The following is an 18,568-nucleotide window of genomic DNA, read 5'->3' on the forward strand; positions in this document are numbered from 1 at the left end:
CTATTTACCGGACTGGGCGGTCACCCCGACGCCCTTGAAAGTGAACGGAAGCAGCGGCCCGAGCCGCGGCTGCAAGCCGGTCACTCCGCTGCGTACCACATACATCGAGTCCGTGTAGATGGTCGGCAGGATCAGATAGGTGTCCTGCCGGACCCGGGCGGCCTGCTGGAAGAGTTTGATGGCGGCCGCTGGATCTTTCGTCGCGATCGCCTGATCCACCAAGGTGCCGAACTGGGTGGCCGGTGGGCTCGCGTTGGCGTTCGCATAGGCCACTGGATCGCCGCTGGCTTGCGCGGTCAGATATCCCTGCCATTTCGAGCTCGGGATGCTGAACTTCTTCACCGACGGAGGATCCCACAAAGTGGCGGTCCACGATCGCCAGGTGCTGTACGAGGCAAAGGAACCCTCGTAGAAGCCGATCGTGTCGGCCTCCTGGAGCGCCTGCCGGCGCTGGACGTAGACACCGGTCTCCAGCACGTCGACCTTGGCCTTGATGCCGAGATTTCGCTGCCAGGTGTCCACTATCGCCTCAAGCAGCGGATTGGGGGTGTTGTTGACAAGAATGTGCACGGTCGGTAAGCCAGCGCCGTTCCGATAGCCGGCCTGTGCGAGCAAGGCCTTTGCCTGCCCCACATTCTCGGTCACTCCGGCCGCCTCTCGGGCCGCCGGCACGGTGTCGCTCACCAGCGAGTAGCTGGGCCGGCAGGCCGAACAGGTCTGGACGATGCCCTCTCGGCCCATCGCGAGAGACAGCGCTTGGCGCACCCGCACGTCATCGAGCGCTGGATTTTTGCTGTGCAGGACCGCCAAATAGCTGCTGTAAGCGTTGCGCACCGGAACCAGCCGGGCGCGCAACGCCGGATCGGCCTGGAAGCGCTTGACGTCCGGGGAAAGCAGCAGCGCGACATCGACCTGTTTGCTCTGGTAATGCACGCCCGCCTGGGTGAGATCGTCGGTCAGGTGCAGGGTGATCTGGGAGAGTTTGACACCGCTCTGGTCCCAATACTGCTTGTTGGGCACCAGTGTCATGGCCGAGTTGAGCGTCCAGGTCTTCACCACGTACGCACCGTTGCCGACCCAGTTCGCTGGTTTCTCCCAGTCTTTTGGCTTCGCCTTCAGCACGTGCGCCGGCAGCGGCAGCATCGACGGATGGGTCAGCCCGATCAGGAAGTCGTTGTTCGGGCTCGCCAGGGTGAACCGTACAGTCCGGTCGTCCGGCGCCTGGATGCCCACCGACTTCCAGTCTTTCGTTTTACCCAACACGAAATCCTGCGCGCCCTTGATCCCGATCGAGGGAACGAAGCTCCTCGCGCCCTGGGTGACGCCGGTCCCGGCGGTGGACGGCTTCAGCAGGCGTTGGTACGCGAAAAGGAAATCCTGCGCGGTCAGCGGCTGACCGTCGGACCATTTGGTGTCCCGCAAGGCGAAGGTGTAGGTCAGCCCGTCCGCGGACTCCGTCCACGACTGTGCCACACCAGGCACCACGCCGGTGCCGGTGGAGTTGAGCACCACCAAGCCCTCCAGCAGTGCCGCGCTGTCCAGCCACTCACCCCAGGTCACCACCTGCGGATCAAGAGTGCTGACGTCGTTGTACTCCACCGACAACGAGCCGGTCGGCCCACCACCACCAGAAAACGAACAGGCCGCGAGCATCCCGGCCGCCAGCAAGCCGGCCGACGCCGCGGCGACCGCGCGACGGATCGACAAACGCGCCATGCCCATCTCCCCTCAGATGACAGTCGGCGACTGGAAAAGCGCAGCGCCCAGCACGGCGGAAAATCGTGCTATGACGGCAGACAGTAGGGCGCGCCGACACGGGCCGTCAAGAACGAAGTGATTATCGGAAAAGATTGACTGTCCATTGGCCCGGTTGACCGGCTTCGGATTCGCGAGCTAGTTTCGGTACGACGGCCCCACCAGTGGCCCGACACCAGCAGGGCGTCCTTGGTCGACGCGAGAGGCAACCGATGAATCCTCGAAACAGAGCCAATAACTTCCGGGAGAGAATGCATTTCTGTCCTATTTCGGTCTTTGTCATCGCACCTGGAGTCGCCATGCACATTCATTCCCTTAACAGCATCGGGGATATCCCTACATCCCGGCTTTTCCCGAATTCCCGGAACACCTAAGGGTCGCCATGCGGGTCCTGGTCATCGGCGGTTGCGGCACGGTCGGGCGGATGGTGCTGCCGATCCTGGCCGACCGGCACCGGCTCATCGTGCTCGACCTGAGGGCGCCAGCCGAGCCGCTGCCCGGCGTGGAATATCACGTCGGCGACGCCCGCGACATCGAGCTGACCAAACGGCTGGCCGCCGGCGCCGACTCAGTGCTTTACATGGCGATGGGGCCGGTGGACGGCTGGGACACCCCGCCGACCGTTCGTACCCATCTGGAGGTCGCGGTCAGCGGCGTCTACCTGGCGCTGCGGGCGGCGCACGAGGCAGGCGTACGACATGCGATCTACACCAGCAGCATGTCCGTTTTCCGCTACCTCATCCCGGGTACGGAGCGGGCGGCTACCCGGCACGAGATCGGCCGGTTCCCGGACGACGACACCCCACCGGACGCCCGGGATTTCTACGGCCTGGCCAAGCGGCTGGGCGAGGAGGTGTGTCGGTCGGCGGCCGTCGAGTGGGACCTCGACGTGGTCTGCCTGCGGCTGTCCTTCCCGATCCCGGACCATCAGTGGCCGCCGGTGGATCCGCTGTTCCACCGGCTCATCGCCACCTCCGGCAGTGACTGCGCCGCCGCACTGGAGGCGGCGCTGGCGTACCGCGGGCACGGCTTCGAGGCCTTCGCCATCAGCGGGGACGTCTCCGGGCGGACGATGAGCCTCGCGAAGACCCGGCAACGGCTCGGCTGGTCGCCCGCGCACGCCGCGCCTGGCCCCAAGCCAGCACAGCCCTAATCGGCGCAGCCCTAACCGGCACAGCTCTGAGCCTCTGCACCCGACTCAACCCTCTTTTGTTCGACGGATGATAGTTCGATGCCGTACTATCAGAGAGCGAACAATTCAAGGAGGCGAGATGTCCTATATCCAGGCGGACTCACAGGGAGCCGTGCACGTACGGTTCGCGGACGCGGAGACCCTCGGCGAAGGCCCCATCAAGATGACGCTTTACGCCGACTACGAGACCACCGGCGGTGCGGTCAGCGCCAACCGGGCGACAATGGCGGCCGGCCGCGACGGCGCCGCACCGCATTTTCACACCAAGTCGTCGGAGCTTTTCTTCGTCGTCGAAGGATCGTTGCAGGTGCTCGCCGGCGACGACGTCATCACCGCAAACAAGGGCGATTTTCTCGTAGTGCCGCCAAAAATGCCACACGCGTTCGCGGCCCCCGAGGGGTCACCGGCAGACGTGCTGATTGTTTTCACTCCAGGACTGGAAAGATTCGACTACTTCCGACTGCTGGACCGAGTGGCCCACGGCCAGGCCGATCCGCAGGAAATCCTGGATTCCCAGGAGCGGTTCGACAACCATTTCCTGGACAGCCCCGCCTGGCGCGCGGCCCGCTCGGCCTAGGCCGTGGTCGACAGTTTTGTCGGCAGCAGCCAGAAGGATCGGTTCGGGGGCGGCACTTTGCGGAACACGGCGTTGGCCGCGGTGCCTCATCGCGTACGTGTGGTGCACGCGATGAGCACCGCGGGCGACGACCGGAAAGCAGGTCAACGAGGTGCGGTCGATGCCTCGAAGGCTGCTGACTTGGTGTGCGACTCGTAAAGGAACCCGCGGCGGCCGAGGCCGACCCGAGTGCCTGGGGTGATGATGATCGGGGCATTCGGCAGGACGCGGATCCAGCCGTCGGCGCCGGGCGGGAAGACGTACGTGCCGTTGGCCGATCCGAGGTCGTTGACCACCACGTCCCAGTCGGCCAGCTCGATCGACGCGTGCGCGCGCGACACCAGGCCTTCGGGGTCATAGAGGCGTACGGACCGCGCCCGCCCATCGGCGACCTCCGGGTTGCGCTCGGGTTCCCGGCCAATCACGTAGCTGGTGTCCAGCCGGAAGGTGGCGCCGTCGTCCAGCACCAGCACACCCAGTGGCGGCCGGATGCCGGGCCGGGCGATGTGGGTGAGCTGCACCATCGAAATGCCACAGACGCCGCAGTACGGCGCGCGCGGGTCGTTGAAGTGGTCGTTCTTGCAGTAGATCCCGAGAACCTCCTGCCCAACCTCCTCCGGCTCCTGGTCCGCCATCGGCAACGGCTCGGGCATCGGTAGGCCAGACAGGTCCGCCTCCGGGCCGGCCAGCAGCACCGACTCGAACGGCTCGCCGCGGTCCACGCCAGCGGCCGGGCCAGGCTCGGCCGGTCGGGTCGGCAGCGGGCCGGCAGCCAGCGGAACAGCCTCGACCGGCTGGTCGAAGGACACCGCGGAGCTGGGCTCGGCGAACGCCTCCGGCATCGACGCGGGGGCCGGCGGAGCCGGCGGTTCCGGCGCCGGTGGGGGCGGCGGCGGAGGTGGTACGAATGCCGGCGCGGCGACGACCGGCTCGCCCATCGGCGAGCTGAAGTCCTGGACCGGTGGCGCGGTGAAGTCCTGGACCGGCGGCGAGCTGAAGTCCTGGACCGGCGGGGCAGTGAAGTCCTGCACTGGTGGAGCCGAGAAATCCTGGGCCGGCGGCGCCGAGAAGTTCTGCACTGGCGGCGAGGAGAAATCCTCGACTGGCGCCGAAGTGAAGTCCTGCACCGGCGGGGCCGAGAAATCCTGCGCCGGCGGCGCCGAGGAAACCGGCGTGGAGAACTGGTCGGCCTGCGATGCGGTGAAATCCTGCACGGGCGGCGCCGAGAAATCCTGGACCGGCGGAGTCGAGGCAACCGGTGCGACGGTCGCGGCGGGTGCGGAGAACTGGTCCGCCGGCTCGTCCAGGAAGGACTCCGGCTCCGGCATCGACCCACTGGTGACGACTGGCTGCGGGGCGGTGCCCGGAGCCGGCGGGGGCATCGGCACCGGGACTGGCTCAGCCGGAATCGGGGCCACCTCGGCCACCACGGCCACCGGTGGCGGAGGGGGTGTACGTACGCGCCCGCCGCCCTGTTTCAGCACGAAACCGCCGGCCGGCACGACACCGTCGTCCAGCCGGAACCGCTGCGGCGCGCCGCCGCCGGCACCGGCCAGCGAAGCGGACACGCTCGTCACGTCGGCGATCACCCGGTCGACCCAGGTGACCGACTGGCTGCCGTCCAACCGGACCTCGCCGCCGGACGTGTTGGCGACCAGCACCGCGTCACCGTGTACGAGCACCGCCACCTGGTCGCCGGTCGGTCCGAAGGCGACCAGCGCGGGAGCTTCGTCGAGGCTGGAGAGCACGCCGGCCAGCCGACGCCCCAGCCGGCGGCCGTCACCACCCTCCGCGTCGACGGCGTCGAGCATTTCCAGCAGCCGCGTCACCGCGGCATCCGGCTCGGCCCCGAAAAGCAGGACCAGGTCCCCCAACCGCGCCAGCACCCCGTTGCCGGGGGCTGGGCGCACTGTCCAGCCGGTCACACGAACCTCCCGCCGCGGAATCGCCAGCGTACGAACGGAACCCGCAGCGGTCCGTTCGCGGTAAGCCACTGAGCGATCCACACAATCACGAACAGGATGATGAACGCCAGCAGTGGCACGTCCGGTCCGTGGATGAACGGCACCAGGTTGAGCTTGAGCAGCCCCCAGATGAGCAGCCCCTCCGGGATGATGGTGACCAGCCCGAAGAACGTCGGCCAGTCCTTCTCCCAGCGGAACTGCATCAGCAGGTGGTAGAGCAACTCCCAAAGGATCCCGACGACGATGGTCGTCACCAGGATCATGTACGTGGTCGCGTAGCGCAGGCCGATCGAGCCCTGCAGGCCGGGCAGGATCGGCGTCAGCAGGGTGGTCCAGAAGCCTCCGACGACCAGCAGCAAAACGATCCGGATCTGGATCCGCCCGAAAAGGGTGGGCAGCACGGTGTTCTCCTTACTCAGTCGCCTACGGCGCCTTGTTGAATAGCCACTTGAACCAGCCGATCGTGGACTTGATCGGCCCGATCTTCTTACAGAACTTGTGCCGGGCCAGCGAGTCGGCGATCTCCTGGGCGGCGATCTGCAGCCCCAGGAAGGTGTCGACCCCCGGGAAGTAGCCACCGAGGGTGGCCGTTCCGGACGCGTAGAGCACGCCCTCGCCACTACGCGTACCGCGGACCTCGAAGTCCCGCTCCACGTCCAGCCGGCCGACCGGGTTACGCGCGGCGCCGCCGTGGTCGAGCAGGTCCTTGATGACCCGGTGCTCGGCGATGTCGGCTTCCAGGCCGGTGCAGTCGATGATGTAGTGCGCCGGTACGTCGACCACGCCCTGCGGCGTCTCCACCCGGCTGACCAGCGTGCCGTCGGTGTGCGCGGTGACCTCACGGACCTCGCCGGCCATCGTGACGTACCAACCGCCCTGCCGGCCCCGCTTCATCTGCTTCTGCCAGGAGCGCCTATACGGCGTGTTGGTGCCGCCCATCTCCTTGTAGAGCTTGGCCCGCGCTTCGCCCTCGGTCTTGCGGACGCGGCTCTTGAGCTGACCGCCCCACACCGACTTCGGGTAGTTGAAGCCCTGGTACGCGAAGCCGTGACCGCCCTTGCGGCGGTTCCACGCGTTCTTGCCGTGCGAACCGTTGATGAACGTACGGAAAATGTGCACGATCCGGGTTTCCAGGTTGTTGTTCGCCCGGTCGTCCATCAGCCGCTGCAGCACCCGGGACGCCACGATGCCGCCGCCGCGCACGACCACCGTGCCTGGACGGGTCTTCAGGAAGTCGTAGACGTGCTCGTGCGGCTCGTACGCGTTGACCACGTGTGTGTAGTCACCGCTCTTGGTGCGGAACTCCTGCAGGTCCGGCAGGAACCGCAGACCCGGGTAGCCGATCGCCATGTGCACGTGGCGGGCCCGGAACGCGATCCGCTTGGTCTGCGCGGCGCCCTCGGGTGGGGTCAGGATGACGAAGTAGCCGCCACCGATCCGTCGCCGGATCATCCGGACCTGGCCGTTGACGAGCATGTCGCGGAAGTTGATCCGCTTGAACTCGCGCTCCATCTGCCCGAAGACCTGGCCGGCTTTGGGAGTGTAGAAGTCGGCCCACATGGGCTCGACGAACACCTGCCACAGCGGCGCGATGGTCTTCTCATGCCAGGCCTCGGCCAGCGCGTACGACGGGAAGCCCCACAGGTTGTCGGGCCGGGAGGCCGAGTCCGAGCGGATCCGCGCGGTCCGCGGGATCTGCGAGACGCGGGTCAGGTATTCGTACGTCTGCCAGGGATATTCGAGGTTGGTGAGCACCTTCATCTGGCTGGTCGGCACACCGGCCACCCGCAGGTAGTCGACAGTGACGAACGAACCGATGCCGCCGCCGATGCTGATGAACGGCACGTCGTAGACCGGGATGGCGGCTTCCTGCAGCATCGGATCGGCCCAGAAGTCCTGCTGCAGCAGGGTGTCGGTGAGGTCACCGCTGCCCGGCGGGGCGCCCTTGGGGATCGGCGCCGGTGGCTCGACCGGCCGCGCTGGCGGCTGGTGCGGCGGCTGCTGGGCGGGCTGGCCCGGCGGTGGGTACGACGGCTGGGTCGGGTAGCCAGGCTGTCCAGGCGGCGGACCGGGCTGACCAGGCGGGCCAGGCGGCGGGCCGGGCTGACCCGGAGGCGGCGGTGGGTACGCCGGCTGACCCGGCTGACCGGGCGGAGGCGGCGGATACGCCGGCTGCCCAGGTGGCGGGTACGCGGGCTGGCCCGGAGGCGGCGGGTACGCCGGTTGCCCCGGCGGCTGCGGAGGGTAACCGGGCGGTGCCGGCGGATAGCCGGGCGCCGGTGGGTAGGCGGGCTGGCCGGGTGGTGGCGGATAGCCAGGTCCAGGCTGGCCAGGGCCCTGCGGGTAACCGGGCGGCGGGGCTCCATGACGTTGCTCAACGCCGCCGGGATACTGCGTCGACATGGGTTCTCCGAGCTCCCTCGCGGTTAAGACATCCTTTAACATGTGTCAGCTTCGCAGCCTAGCCACCGCTTGCGCGTACGAGCCGCAGGCGCTCGCGGAACTGGCACGGAAAGGGGACAAGCGGGCTCGGCCCCTGGTCCGCGACACGAACGATATCGATCTGCCACCGTAGCGTCGCTGGCAGGCCTGTCGGTTGGTCGCGCCCGCGGTCAGGACGTGCGGGCAGGTGATACCGCCTATTCGGCCACGGTCTTGAGGACTTTGGCACACCACTCCAAGATGGCCACGTCCCGTAGCGGCGTGCCACCTATCCGTGCCGTGGTCGGCTGCGGCACCGCGAGCGTGTTCACCGTCTGTTTGTACGCCGTACCAGGATAAAGTCGCTGCATTCGCATCACCTTGGAGTCGGGCAACGCCCACGGCGAGAACCGAATGGTCTTGCCCTGCGTCGACACCTCGGTCAGCCCGGCCCGCCGGGCAACCAGCCGGAAAGCCGCCACCGCGAACAGGTTCTGCACCGGATCGGGCATTGGACCGTAACGGTCGGTGACCTCCTCGCGCAGGGCCTGCAGTTCCTCGTCCGTCTGTACGGACGCGAGCTTGCGATACGTCTCCATCCGCAGCCGCTCGGCCGGCACGTACTCATGTGGCAGGTGCGCGGTCACCGGCAGATCGACCTTGACGTCAGCGGGCGGAGCCTCCTGAGTGCCCTTGAACTCGGCGACCGCTTCCCCGACCAGCCGGACATAGAGGTCGAAGCCGATGTTGGCGACATGGCCGGACTGTTCGCCGCCGAGCAGGTTGCCGGCGCCGCGGATCTCCAGGTCCTTCATCGCGACCGCCATGCCGGCGCCGAGGTCGGTGTTCTGGGCGATGGTGGCGAGCCGGTCATGGGCCGTCTCGGTCAGCGGTTTCTCCGGCGGATAAAGGAAATACGCGTACGCGCGCTCGCGGCTGCGGCCGACCCGGCCACGGATCTGGTGCAGTTGCGAGAGGCCGAAGGTGTCCGCGCGCTCGACCACCAGCGTGTTCGCGTTCGGAATGTCGAGCCCGGACTCGACGATCGTGGTCGAGACGAGAACGTCGAACTCCTTTTCCCAGAATCCGACCATCACCCGCTCCAGCGCGTCCTCGTGCATTTGCCCGTGCGCGACCGCGACGCGCGCCTCCGGGACCAGCCCGCGTACTCGAGCGGCGGCCCGCTCGATCGACTCAACCCTGTTGTGCAGGTAGAAAATCTGGCCGTCGCGGAGCAGTTCGCGACGGATCGCGGCACCGACCTGCTTGTCCTCGTACGCGCCGACATAGGTCAGCACCGGATGCCGCTCCTCCGGCGGGGTGAGGATCGTCGACATCTCGCGGATGCCGGTCAGGCTCATTTCCAGCGTACGCGGAATGGGCGTCGCCGACAGCGTCAGCACGTCGATCGACGCGCGCATCTGCTTCAGATGTTCCTTGTGTTCCACGCCAAAACGCTGTTCCTCGTCCACAATGGCCAGTCCAAGCGCCTTGAACCTGGTGCTGTTCTGCAGCAGCCGGTGGGTGCCGACGACAATGTCCACACTCCCGTCGGCGAGCCCGGTGAGCACCTGGTTGGCCTCGGAATCGCTCTGGAACCGGGAAAGTTGTTTCACCGAGACCGGGAACTGCGCGAGCCGCTCGGCGAAAGTGGCGTAATGCTGCCTCGCCAACAACGTGGTGGGGACCAGGATCGCGACCTGTTTTCCGTCCTGCACGGCCTTGAACGCGGCCCGTACGGCGATCTCGGTCTTGCCGTAACCGACGTCACCGCAGATCACCCGGTCCATCGGGAACGGCTTTTCCATGTCCGCCTTGACTTCCTGAATGGCGGCCAGCTGATCCGGGGTTTCGGTGTACGGGAACGCGTCTTCGAGCTCGCGCTGCCACGGCGTGTCCGGCGCGAACGCATGTCCCTCGGTGGCCGCGCGGGCCGCGTACAGCCGGATTAGCTCGGCGGCGATCTCCTTGACCGCCTTGCGGGCCCGGCCCTTGGCCTTCTGCCAGTCGGCGCCACCGAGCCGGTGCAGGCTCGGCGCCTCGCCGCCGACATAGCGGGTCAGCTGGTCGAGCGCGTCCGTCGGCATGAAAAGCCGGTCGCCCGGCTGGCCGCGTTTGCTGGGCGCATACTCCAAAACCAGGTATTCGCGCTCGGCGCCGCCGATGGTCCGGCGGATCATCTCGACATATTTCCCGACGCCGTGCTGCTCGTGCACGACGTAGTCGCCGGGCTGCAGCTGCAGCAGATCGACGGCGTTGCGTCGACGAGATGGCATCCGGTTCGTCCGCGTCGCCGGGCCCGTCCGAGCGCCGGTCAGGTCGGCTTCGCCGAGGATCGCCAGCTTCAGCTGGTCGTCGAGGACGCCTCGGTCGACGCTGCCGGTGGTGACCAGGACATCGCCCGCCTTGGGCGGGTCCAGGATCTCACCGACCAGTCGGGCCCCGATTTCCTGCTCCGCAAGCACCTCGACGGCACGCTTGGCAGGCCCGTGACCAGGGAAGACCAGCACCTGCCGCCAGCCGTCAGCGGCCCGCTTGCGGATGTCGTTGACGGCCCGCTCGATGTCGCCGCGATACGGCTCGACCGGGTGCGTGGGCAACGTCAGGATCGGCGCGCTGTCCTCGACGACGGTGATGGCCGGCATCGCGATGTCGTACGCGTCGTCGTCATCCAGGTCGCCCTGCTGCTCCTGGACCGTCGGCGCCTCGGCGAACGGGCTGACCGACCACCACGGCAGCCCGAGCGCGACCGCGGTCGCTCGCACGTCCGGGAGGGTGTGGAAAGCGGCCGCGCCCAGGTCGATCGGAGCCTCGCCACCGATCGCCGCGGTCGCCCAGGACGCCTGCAGGAACTCCTCGCTGGTCGCCACCAGGTCCCGGGCCCGGCGGCGAATCCGCTCCGGCTCGACCAGCACGATGTGGGTGTCGGCCGGCATCTCGTGCAGCACCAGCCGCAGCTGGTCCGAGCCGATCAGGGCCGGAGTCAGCGACTCCATGCCGTCCACCGCGATGCCCTCGGCGACCTTGTCCAGCATCTCGGCCAGCCCAGGGTGCTCCGCAGCCAGCTCGGCGGCCCGCTTTCGGACGGCCGGGGTCAGCAGCAGCTCACGGCACGGCGGCGCCCACAGCCCGTGGGTGGCGACCTCCAGCGACCGCTGGTCGGCGACCGCGAAATACCGGATTTCCTCGATCTCGTCGCCCCAGAACTCCACCCGGATCGGGTGCTCCTCGGTCGGCGGGAAGACGTCCAGGATGCCACCCCGCACCGCGAACTCGCCGCGCTTGCCGACCAGCTCCACACGCGCGTACGCGATGTCGGCGAGCTTCTCGACGATGTCGTCCAAGTCGGCGTCGTCGCCCTGGTGCAGTTGCACCGGCACGAGGTCGGCGAGCCCGGCCGGCTGCGGCTGCAGCACGCTGCGGATCGGCGCGCAGACCACCTTGATCGGCCCGGTGGTGGCGTCGTCGGCGCTCGGGTGCTTCAGCCGGCGCAGCACCGCGAGCCGCCGACCGATGGTGTCCGCCCGCGGCGACAACCGCTCGTGCGGCAGGGTTTCCCAAGCCGGATAGGAGACCACCTCGTCGGCCGGCAGCAGGTCGCCCAGCGCCGCCGCCAGGTCGTCCGCCTCCCGGCCGGTCGCGGTCACCGCCAGCACCGCCTTGCCAGCGCCGTTGCGGCTCTGCGCGGCGGCAAGCGCGGCGATCGCGTACGGCGCCGCCACCGCCGGACCGGTCAACGCCAGCTCGGTGGTCCTGTTCTTCGCGGCCTCCACCGCGTCCGCCAGCCCTCCCTCTTCGAGAAGCGCGTCGAGGATGCCGGTGAGCGATCCGGACATGAGACCCTGCCTCCAACCACATGCTGAGAAGCCCCAGCGGCACGCACGAATGCCCCCAGTCTTGGTCGACAGGGGGTTGTACGACCCAGCGTACCCGCGCCCTCCGACATTCCCGCCGGCCCTTGCCGGCTGGCCCGGTCCGTCTTGCTGGTCGGGTCAGGGTCGGCTCGGTCGGAGCTGGGTCGGCTGGGTCGGCTCGAAAAATGCCGCCCCCGAATCGATGCTGCCGGTCGGGGCCGACAAAACCGGGCATCAGGCGGGCGTACGTGAAAACGATTTCACGTACGGATGGCCGATGTGCGCAATGTCTTATCTGCGCCACATCCGACTTATTGCCACTACCTGCCGGCTGGGTCATGGTTTTCCCCTGATTGGCACCGAACCGAGGGGAAAAGTTATGCAGCGTTATCTGCTGTTCGACGGGCATTGCGCCCAGTGTTCGCGGACCGCCCGCGCCGTACGGGAAACCGCGCAGGGCAAGGTCGAGGCGAGGAGCCTGCACGACCCGTTGATGCGGGCGCTGGCCGACCATCCGAACTGGGGATCCGAGCCGCTGCTGCTGGAGGTGGACGGCGAGCGCGTACGGGTCCGATCAGGCCTCGCGATGCGGGTGCGACTGCTTGGCGTCCTCGGCCCCGGCCGGGCCTTCCGCCTGGTGGAGCGGCTGATCGACAGCGAACCCGCGGCTGTCCCAGCCAGTGCGATCGGCCGCCGCAAGCTGCTTGCCAGGATCGCCGGCGTGGCGCTGCTGGGCACCGGCATTCTCGCGGTCGCCGGCCCAGCCGGCGCCCACACCACCGGCGTCTCCACCAGCGGCGAATGGGTCACCGACCCGGCCATCCTGGACCGCCTCCGCCGCACCGGGGTCGTCCAGGCCGCCACCAGGACCTTCGGCGCCCCGAACTGGGACCAGGTTTATCGCGGCGGCCCGGACAGCGCGCCTTTCTACGTCCTCAGCCACCCCGACGCTTTCACCGCGATCTGCGACCCAGTCACCGAAAACGTGCTGGGCTTCTGCTTCCGGGTACGGACCTCGTCGGGTCTTCCGCAAGTTGACTGGCTGCGCCCGGACAACGGTGAGCACGTGCTGCGTACCGAAGTCGATCCAAGCGGATCGGCGACTTCCTCGACACCCCACGGAAGTTGGGTACGTACCGAAAAGAACGGCGTCCGTTCCGGCCCGCTGTCCGACCCCACCAGCCCCGATGCCTGGATGGCGTTTTTCCTTTGCGTGGCGGGATGCGCCGCACCGCACATTCCGGCCTGCGGCGGTTTCTGTGTGACCTGCGGCGCTTCCGGCGGCGAGAACGCGCTGGCCTGCGCGCAGTGCGCCGGCTGCATCGCCGGTGTCGCGCTCGGCTGTGGAATGGTCTGCTTCGACAAGTTCCCGATCCCGCTTCCCCCGCCGAGCAACTGATGCGTACTGCAGCCGTGGCCAGATCGGCGCCGGTTTCACGCACCTGAGAAGGGACTCGCTCCATGGGAATCAATCGACGCACCCTGATCACCGGCGCGGCCGCGATCGGCGCCGCCGCCCTGGCATTGCCGCAAACCGCCGCCGCCAGCCCGAAAGTGAGCCCGCAGCTGGCCAGTAGCAAGAAACGACTCACCGGCGTGGACATGCCACCGTCGCAGCGGTGGCAGGTCGGCGGCACCGACCTCGGCATCGCGTACTTGCTGGAAAACAACTCCGTCGGTTTCCTTTTCGGCGACACCTTCAATACCCGCTGGTACAACGACCCGCCGCTGCCCAACGACTGGCGGTCGCCGGTGATGCTGCGCTCCAACATCCATCCCGGCGATCCCGGCGGCATTGTTTTCGACAGCGCGGCAATGGTCGCCGGCGACGGGCGCGCACCGGAAATCACGTACAACGGCCACAACGGCAGCGACGGCGCTGGTACGTTCGAAGTCACCGTTATTCCGAACGACGCGGTGGCATTCCCGGATGGCACCCATGTGATGTCGTATATGAGCATCGCCCAGTGGTATAACGACGTGAACATCCAGTGGCGGACGAATTACGCCGGGCTCGCAATTTCCCACGACGGCAACAGTTTCCAGCGCACTCCGACAGTGTGGTGGAATGATGGCAGCAACACCGACCCGTTTCAGATGTGGACAATGCAGCGCGATGGCGACTGGGTCTACATCTTCTCGGTGCGAGCCGGCCGCCAAACCGGTCCGATGATGCTGCGCCGGGTGCCGGTGAACTCGATGTTCGACTCCGGCGCGTACCAAGGCTGGGGCTGGAACGGCACCAACTGGGACTGGGGTCGGCCGTGCACGTCAATCCTGCCCGAGTCCAGGTTCGGTGAGCCGTCGGTCCGCAGACTCAACGACGGCACCTGGGTGATGTCCTATCTGAACGGCGGCAGCGGCTCCATCGTGACCCGCCGCGCGGACGGCCCGGACAAGGCATGGACGGATGAGAACGTGCAGGTCACCCAGCTGCAGCAGCCGGCGATTTACGGCGGATTCATTCATCCGTATTCCAGCAGCGCGCCCAACGATCTTCACCTGTTGGTCTCGCGGTGGCCACAAATCAACGGGCAGAGTTTCGCGTACGACGTCACGCAATGGGTCGGTTCGGTTTAGGTCCTGTCTGGTTATTGCGGTGGGATGAGAGTCGAGGTCCAGGAGTTGGCTGGTGGTGCCGCGGGGAAGCCTTCATAGCAGCGCTATGGGGGCTTTCCCGCGGTGCCGCCAGCCGGCTCCTGGGCTCGGCTATCGCCCGCCGCAATAACCAGACCGGGCCTAGTAGTAGGCCTTGTCGTGCTCTAGCCTCACCCCATGTCCGACCTGGAAGGGGTGAGGCTGGAGCATGTTCGACGTCTTTGACCCCGAAGCCGACCACGGCCGCGTCTATCGCGCCCTGGTGTCGGAGCCGCGCGGTTCGGTCCAGTCGCTTGCCAACCGTACGTCCCTGCCCGAAGACGTCGTCCGCGATCTTCTCGGTGAACTCCAGCAAGCCGAAATAGTGGTGTCCCTCGACTGCGACGGCGACCTTTGGGAGGCCCGGCGCCCGGATCTCGTGGTGGCCGGTGTGCTGCGCAAACACGACAGCTGGCGGGTCCGCCTGCACCAGGCCGAAGCCAGCCTGATGGACGCTTTTCGCTTTGCCCGACTGGAAAGCGCCGGCTCCATGGACGTTGAGTTGGTGCACGGGCAGGCAACGTTCTTCGCCCGCTTCCAGAAAATCCAGGAAGCCGCGAAATCCCACGTGCTGGCGATCGACCGGCCGCCGTATTACTGGGACGCGACCGAGATAGATCGACAGGAAAAGCTGCAGTGCGAGCAAATGGCCGCCGGCATCGGTTATCGGACCATTTACCAGGAATCCGCGAGCGATTCGCCGGTCCGCAATGCCAGCATGATGCGTACCATCACCGGCGGTGAGATTGCCCGTGTCCTGACCGATCCGCCGGTCAAAATGACGATCGTCGACGACGAGGTGGCCATTGTCGCGATGGATCCGCCAGCCGGCGCGGAAGGGACCTTGGTCATCCAACTGGTGTACGGGCCTGGGCTGTTGGAAGCCTTCACGAAGGTCTTCGAGTCCTTGTGGCGCCTCGCCGTGCCGATCAACCTGGCCCAGCTGAACCAGGACCTCAACGACCGTACCCGGGAAATCCTGACCATGATGGCCAGCGGCGCCACCGACGACGCGATCGCCCGCCGGCTCGGCCTCTCCAGGCGTACGGTCGTCAGAATCGTGGCTGGACTACTGGAACAGCTCGGCGCGACGACCCGGTTCCAAGCCGGCGCCCAAGCCGCTCGCCGAGGCTGGCTATGACGCCGCTCAGCAAAGGTAACGAAACGGACAAAACCTAGCTGTTCCGTTACGTTCGCGGTGGTGGCCGAGGGTTATGACACATCGCGTGGAGTGAAGAGCGGACGAAGCGAAGAGACGTGGAAGAACCGATTCAGTAAGGTCAGCGGCATGACCGTCGAGTCCACTGCCGACCATCAGCTCGCCGAACCCGAAGACGGCCCGCGGGAGCAGCCGCCCGCCGACGCGGAGCTGCGCCGGGACATCCGCCGGCTGGGCAAGCTGCTGGGCGAGTCGCTCGTCCGGCAGGAGGGCCCGGCGCTGCTGGAGCTGGTCGAGACGGTCCGCCGGCTGACCCGCTCCGACCCGGACAAGGCCGCTGAGCTGCTCCGGGACCTGGACGTGCCGACCGCGAGCCGGCTGGTACGCGCCTTTTCGGAGTTCTTCCACCTGGCCAACGTCACCGAGCAGACGCACCGCGGCCGCGAGCTGGCCGCCAAGCGGCGCGCCGAGGGTGGCTGGCTGGAAGGCACCGCGCGGATGATCCGCGAACGTGGTGTGCCATCCCATGAAGTCGCGGCGGCGGCTCGAAATCTGGCTGTACGTCCGGTTTTCACCGCTCATCCTACCGAAGCCGCTCGGCGCTCGGTGCTGGCCAAGCAGCGCGCGGTCGGCGACCTGCTGGACGCCGAGGCGGCCGGCGGCTCGACCAGCCGCACCGAGCAGCGGCTCGCCGAGCTGATCGACCTGCTGTGGCAGACCGACGACCTGCGGTTGGAGCGCCCGGAGCCGGACGACGAGGCCCGCAACGCGATCTACTACCTCGACGATCTCTACGCCGAGGCCGCTCCCGAGGTGCTCACCGAGCTCGCCGATCGGCTCGCCGAGCTGGGCGGCCCGCTGCCCGCGGACGCCCGCCCGCTGACCTTCGGCACCTGGACCGGCGGCGACCGGGACGGCAATCCGTACGTGTCGGCCGAGGTCACCATGCGCGTCCTGCGGCTGCAGCACGAACACGGCATCCGGGACGCCGAGCGGATGCTCGCGTTGTTGGTCGACGAGCTGAGCGTTTCCAGTCGGGTCGCCGGTGCGTCCAACGAACTGCGCGAGAGTGTGAGACTGGACCTCGCCGCCCTGTCGGAAGTCGAGCAGCGCTTCCGGCGAATCAACGTCGAAGAGCCGTACAGGCTGAAGATCCGTTGCATCCAAGCAAAACTCCAGCGCACCAGGCAGCGCCTCGCGGCTGGACTCGGGCACACTCCTGGCCTGGACTACCTGGGCAGCGCGGCGCTGCTCGAAGACCTGGAGGTCATGCGCCGCTCACTGCTGGCACATCGCGGCTCGCTGATTGGGCAGGGCCGGCTCACCGAGGCGATCCGGGTGGTCCGCGCTTTTGGCCTGCACCTGGCCACTATGGACGTGCGGGAGCACGCCGACGCCCATCACGCCGTGCTCGCCACGCTTTTCGACCGGCTCGGCGAAATGGACCGCAAGTACGCCGACCTGGACCGTCCACAGAGGACGGCACTGCTGGTCAGTGAGCTCTCCAGTCGGCGGCCGCTGACTGGCCTGGCGACCCAGCTGGACGGCGCCGACGCGAAGACTTTTGGCGTTTTCACCACCATTCGGGACGCGCTGAACGACTTTGGCCCGGAGGTGGTCGAGTCGTACATCATCTCGATGACGCAGGGCATCGACGACGTGCTCGCGGCCGTTCTGCTGGCCCGCGAGGCCGGCCTGCTCGATGTCCACAGTGGAACATCGCGGATCGGTTTCGTCCCACTGCTGGAACAAGCGGCCGAGCTGCGGGCCGCTGGCGATATTCTTGACAAACTTCTGTCCATTCCAGCGTACCGACGGATCGTCGCTGCCCGGGACCAGGTCCAAGAGGTCATGCTCGGCTATTCCGACTCCAACAAGGACGCCGGGATCGCCACCAGTCAGTGGGAAATCCACAAAGCCCAGCGCGCTTTGCGTGATGTGGCCGCGAAACATGGCGTGAGACTGCAGCTTTTCCACGGCCGCGGTGGCACTGTTGGCCGTGGCGGCGGCCCGACTCACGACGCCATCCTGGCGCAGCCCTGGGGCACCCTGGACGGCGCCATCAAGGTCACCGAGCAGGGCGAGGTGATCAGCGACAAGTACATGTTGCCCACGCTGGCAAGGGAAAACCTGGAGCTGACCGTCGCAGCCGTCCTGCAGGCGTCGGTACTGCACACCGAGCCGCGCCAGTCCGGCGACCAGCTGGCCCGCTGGAACGCCGCAATGGAAGCGATCAGCGATTCCGCGTACGGCCGCTACCGCGCGTTGATCACCGACGAGGACCTGCCGAAATACTTCTGGGCCTCCACTCCGGCGGAACTGCTCGGCGAGCTGAACATCGGCTCCAGGCCAGCGAAACGACCGAACGCGGACGCCGGGCTGGCTGGTTTGCGGGCCATTCCGTGGGTGTTCGGCTGGACCCAGTCGCGGCAGATCGTGCCCGGTTGGTACGGGGTCGGCTCGGGCCTCGCGGCGGCCCGCTCGGCGGGGCTGGACAGCCTGCTGGCCGAAATGCACGCCGAGTGGCACTTCTTCCGTACGTTCATCTCCAACGTCGAGATGACCCTCACCAAAACCGACCTGCGGATAGCCGCGCAGTACGTGGAGCGGCTGGTCCCCGGCGAGCTGCACCACATCTTCGAGCGGATCCAGCAGGAGTACGACCTGACCATCGCCGAGTTGCTCCGGCTGACCGGCGAGGAACACCCGCTGGCCAGCCAGCCGCAACTGGCTCGGACGCTGGGCGTCAGGGACCGCTATCTCTCACCGCTGCACCAGCTGCAGCTGGAGCTGATGGCCCGCCGCCGCAAAGCCGGCGAACCGGACCTCGCGCTCTCCCGCGCACTCCTGCTCACCGTGAACGGCATCGCCGCCGGCATGCGAAACACCGGCTGACAGGCGATTTCCCCAGACACTACTGGACACCGCGTGGTACAACGTTGGAAAAGCAAGAAACCGATTTCCCGTCTC

Annotated in this window: 11 protein-coding genes; 6 read left to right on the forward strand and 5 right to left on the reverse strand. The window is 67.4% G+C overall.

The features are described 5' to 3' along the window. The gene (locus ABD301_RS20720) at window positions 1-1,716 is read right to left on the reverse strand and encodes a peptide ABC transporter substrate-binding protein (RefSeq protein ID WP_344311919.1); all 1,716 of its coding nucleotides are present in this window, start codon (window positions 1,714-1,716) and stop codon (window positions 1-3) included. A 421-nt stretch (window positions 1,717-2,137) separates the two neighbouring features. Here ABD301_RS20720 and ABD301_RS20725 point away from each other — a divergent pair, with 421 nt between their 5' ends. Continuing rightward, window positions 2,138-2,908: an NAD-dependent epimerase/dehydratase family protein gene (locus tag ABD301_RS20725; RefSeq protein ID WP_344311920.1), complete on the forward strand. Its 771-nt coding sequence runs from the start codon at window positions 2,138-2,140 to the stop codon at window positions 2,906-2,908. A 118-nt stretch (window positions 2,909-3,026) separates the two neighbouring features. Further along, window positions 3,027-3,524, forward strand: coding sequence for a cupin domain-containing protein (locus ABD301_RS20730; protein WP_344311922.1), 498 nt, complete (start codon window positions 3,027-3,029; stop codon window positions 3,522-3,524). 143 nt (window positions 3,525-3,667) lie between these two features. Here the strand turns inward: ABD301_RS20730 and ABD301_RS20735 are convergent, their stop codons facing one another. The 4 genes from ABD301_RS20735 to mfd all read right to left on the reverse strand — a co-directional run bounded on the left by ABD301_RS20735 (window position 3,668) and on the right by mfd (window position 11,784). Continuing rightward, window positions 3,668-5,488, reverse strand: coding sequence for an FHA domain-containing protein (locus ABD301_RS20735; RefSeq protein WP_344311924.1), 1,821 nt, complete (start codon window positions 5,486-5,488; stop codon window positions 3,668-3,670). Further along, window positions 5,485-5,928: a hypothetical protein gene (locus ABD301_RS20740; RefSeq protein WP_163569578.1), complete on the reverse strand. Its 444-nt coding sequence runs from the start codon at window positions 5,926-5,928 to the stop codon at window positions 5,485-5,487. Before ABD301_RS20740 ends, ABD301_RS20735 begins: the two co-directional genes overlap by 4 nt. 22 nt (window positions 5,929-5,950) lie before the next feature. Next, the gene (locus ABD301_RS20745) at window positions 5,951-7,930 is read right to left on the reverse strand and encodes a hypothetical protein (RefSeq protein WP_344311926.1); all 1,980 of its coding nucleotides are present in this window, start codon (window positions 7,928-7,930) and stop codon (window positions 5,951-5,953) included. A 236-nt stretch (window positions 7,931-8,166) separates the two neighbouring features. After that, window positions 8,167-11,784 carry a transcription-repair coupling factor gene (gene mfd, locus ABD301_RS20750; RefSeq protein ID WP_344311928.1) on the reverse strand — a complete coding sequence of 1,206 codons (3,618 nt, stop codon included), beginning with the start codon at window positions 11,782-11,784 and terminating at the stop codon, window positions 8,167-8,169. Window positions 11,785-12,181: 397 nt separating this feature from the next. Between mfd and ABD301_RS20755 the strand changes: the two genes are divergently transcribed. The 4 genes from ABD301_RS20755 to ppc all read left to right on the forward strand — a co-directional run bounded on the left by ABD301_RS20755 (window position 12,182) and on the right by ppc (window position 18,493). Continuing rightward, window positions 12,182-13,201, forward strand: coding sequence for a hypothetical protein (locus tag ABD301_RS20755; protein ID WP_344311929.1), 1,020 nt, complete (start codon window positions 12,182-12,184; stop codon window positions 13,199-13,201). A gap of 62 nt (window positions 13,202-13,263) precedes the next feature. Further along, window positions 13,264-14,382 (forward strand): glycoside hydrolase family 183 protein, encoded by a 1,119-nt coding sequence (locus ABD301_RS20760; RefSeq protein ID WP_344311931.1) that lies wholly within the window; start codon window positions 13,264-13,266, stop codon window positions 14,380-14,382. Window positions 14,383-14,608: 226 nt separating this feature from the next. Next, a complete protein-coding gene (locus ABD301_RS20765) occupies window positions 14,609-15,580 on the forward strand; it encodes a helix-turn-helix transcriptional regulator (RefSeq protein WP_163569575.1) in 972 nt (323 codons plus the stop codon). Between the two features lie 147 nt (window positions 15,581-15,727). Further along, window positions 15,728-18,493 carry a phosphoenolpyruvate carboxylase gene (gene ppc / locus ABD301_RS20770; RefSeq protein ID WP_344311934.1) on the forward strand — a complete coding sequence of 922 codons (2,766 nt, stop codon included), beginning with the start codon at window positions 15,728-15,730 and terminating at the stop codon, window positions 18,491-18,493. The last annotated feature ends 75 nt before the right edge of the window (window positions 18,494-18,568 follow it).

The sequence above is a fragment of the Fodinicola feengrottensis genome (genome assembly GCF_039530045.1).
Taxonomy (GTDB): domain Bacteria; phylum Actinomycetota; class Actinomycetes; order Mycobacteriales; family HKI-0501; genus Fodinicola; species Fodinicola feengrottensis.

What these genes read in the sequence shown, in the direction of transcription:
- ABD301_RS20720 (WP_344311919.1), bottom strand. Translation starts at nt 1,716, where the DNA reads ATGGCGCGTTTGTCGATCCGTCGCGCGGTCGCCGCGGCGTCGGCCGGC.
- ABD301_RS20725 (WP_344311920.1), top strand. Translation starts at nt 2,138, where the DNA reads ATGCGGGTCCTGGTCATCGGCGGTTGCGGCACGGTCGGGCGGATGGTG.
- ABD301_RS20730 (WP_344311922.1), top strand. Translation starts at nt 3,027, where the DNA reads ATGTCCTATATCCAGGCGGACTCACAGGGAGCCGTGCACGTACGGTTC.
- ABD301_RS20745 (WP_344311926.1), bottom strand. Translation starts at nt 7,930, where the DNA reads ATGTCGACGCAGTATCCCGGCGGCGTTGAGCAACGTCATGGAGCCCCG.
- mfd (WP_344311928.1), bottom strand. Translation starts at nt 11,784, where the DNA reads ATGTCCGGATCGCTCACCGGCATCCTCGACGCGCTTCTCGAAGAGGGA.
- ABD301_RS20755 (WP_344311929.1), top strand. Translation starts at nt 12,182, where the DNA reads ATGCAGCGTTATCTGCTGTTCGACGGGCATTGCGCCCAGTGTTCGCGG.
- ABD301_RS20760 (WP_344311931.1), top strand. Translation starts at nt 13,264, where the DNA reads ATGGGAATCAATCGACGCACCCTGATCACCGGCGCGGCCGCGATCGGC.
- ABD301_RS20765 (WP_163569575.1), top strand. Translation starts at nt 14,609, where the DNA reads ATGTTCGACGTCTTTGACCCCGAAGCCGACCACGGCCGCGTCTATCGC.
- ppc (WP_344311934.1), top strand. Translation starts at nt 15,728, where the DNA reads ATGACCGTCGAGTCCACTGCCGACCATCAGCTCGCCGAACCCGAAGAC.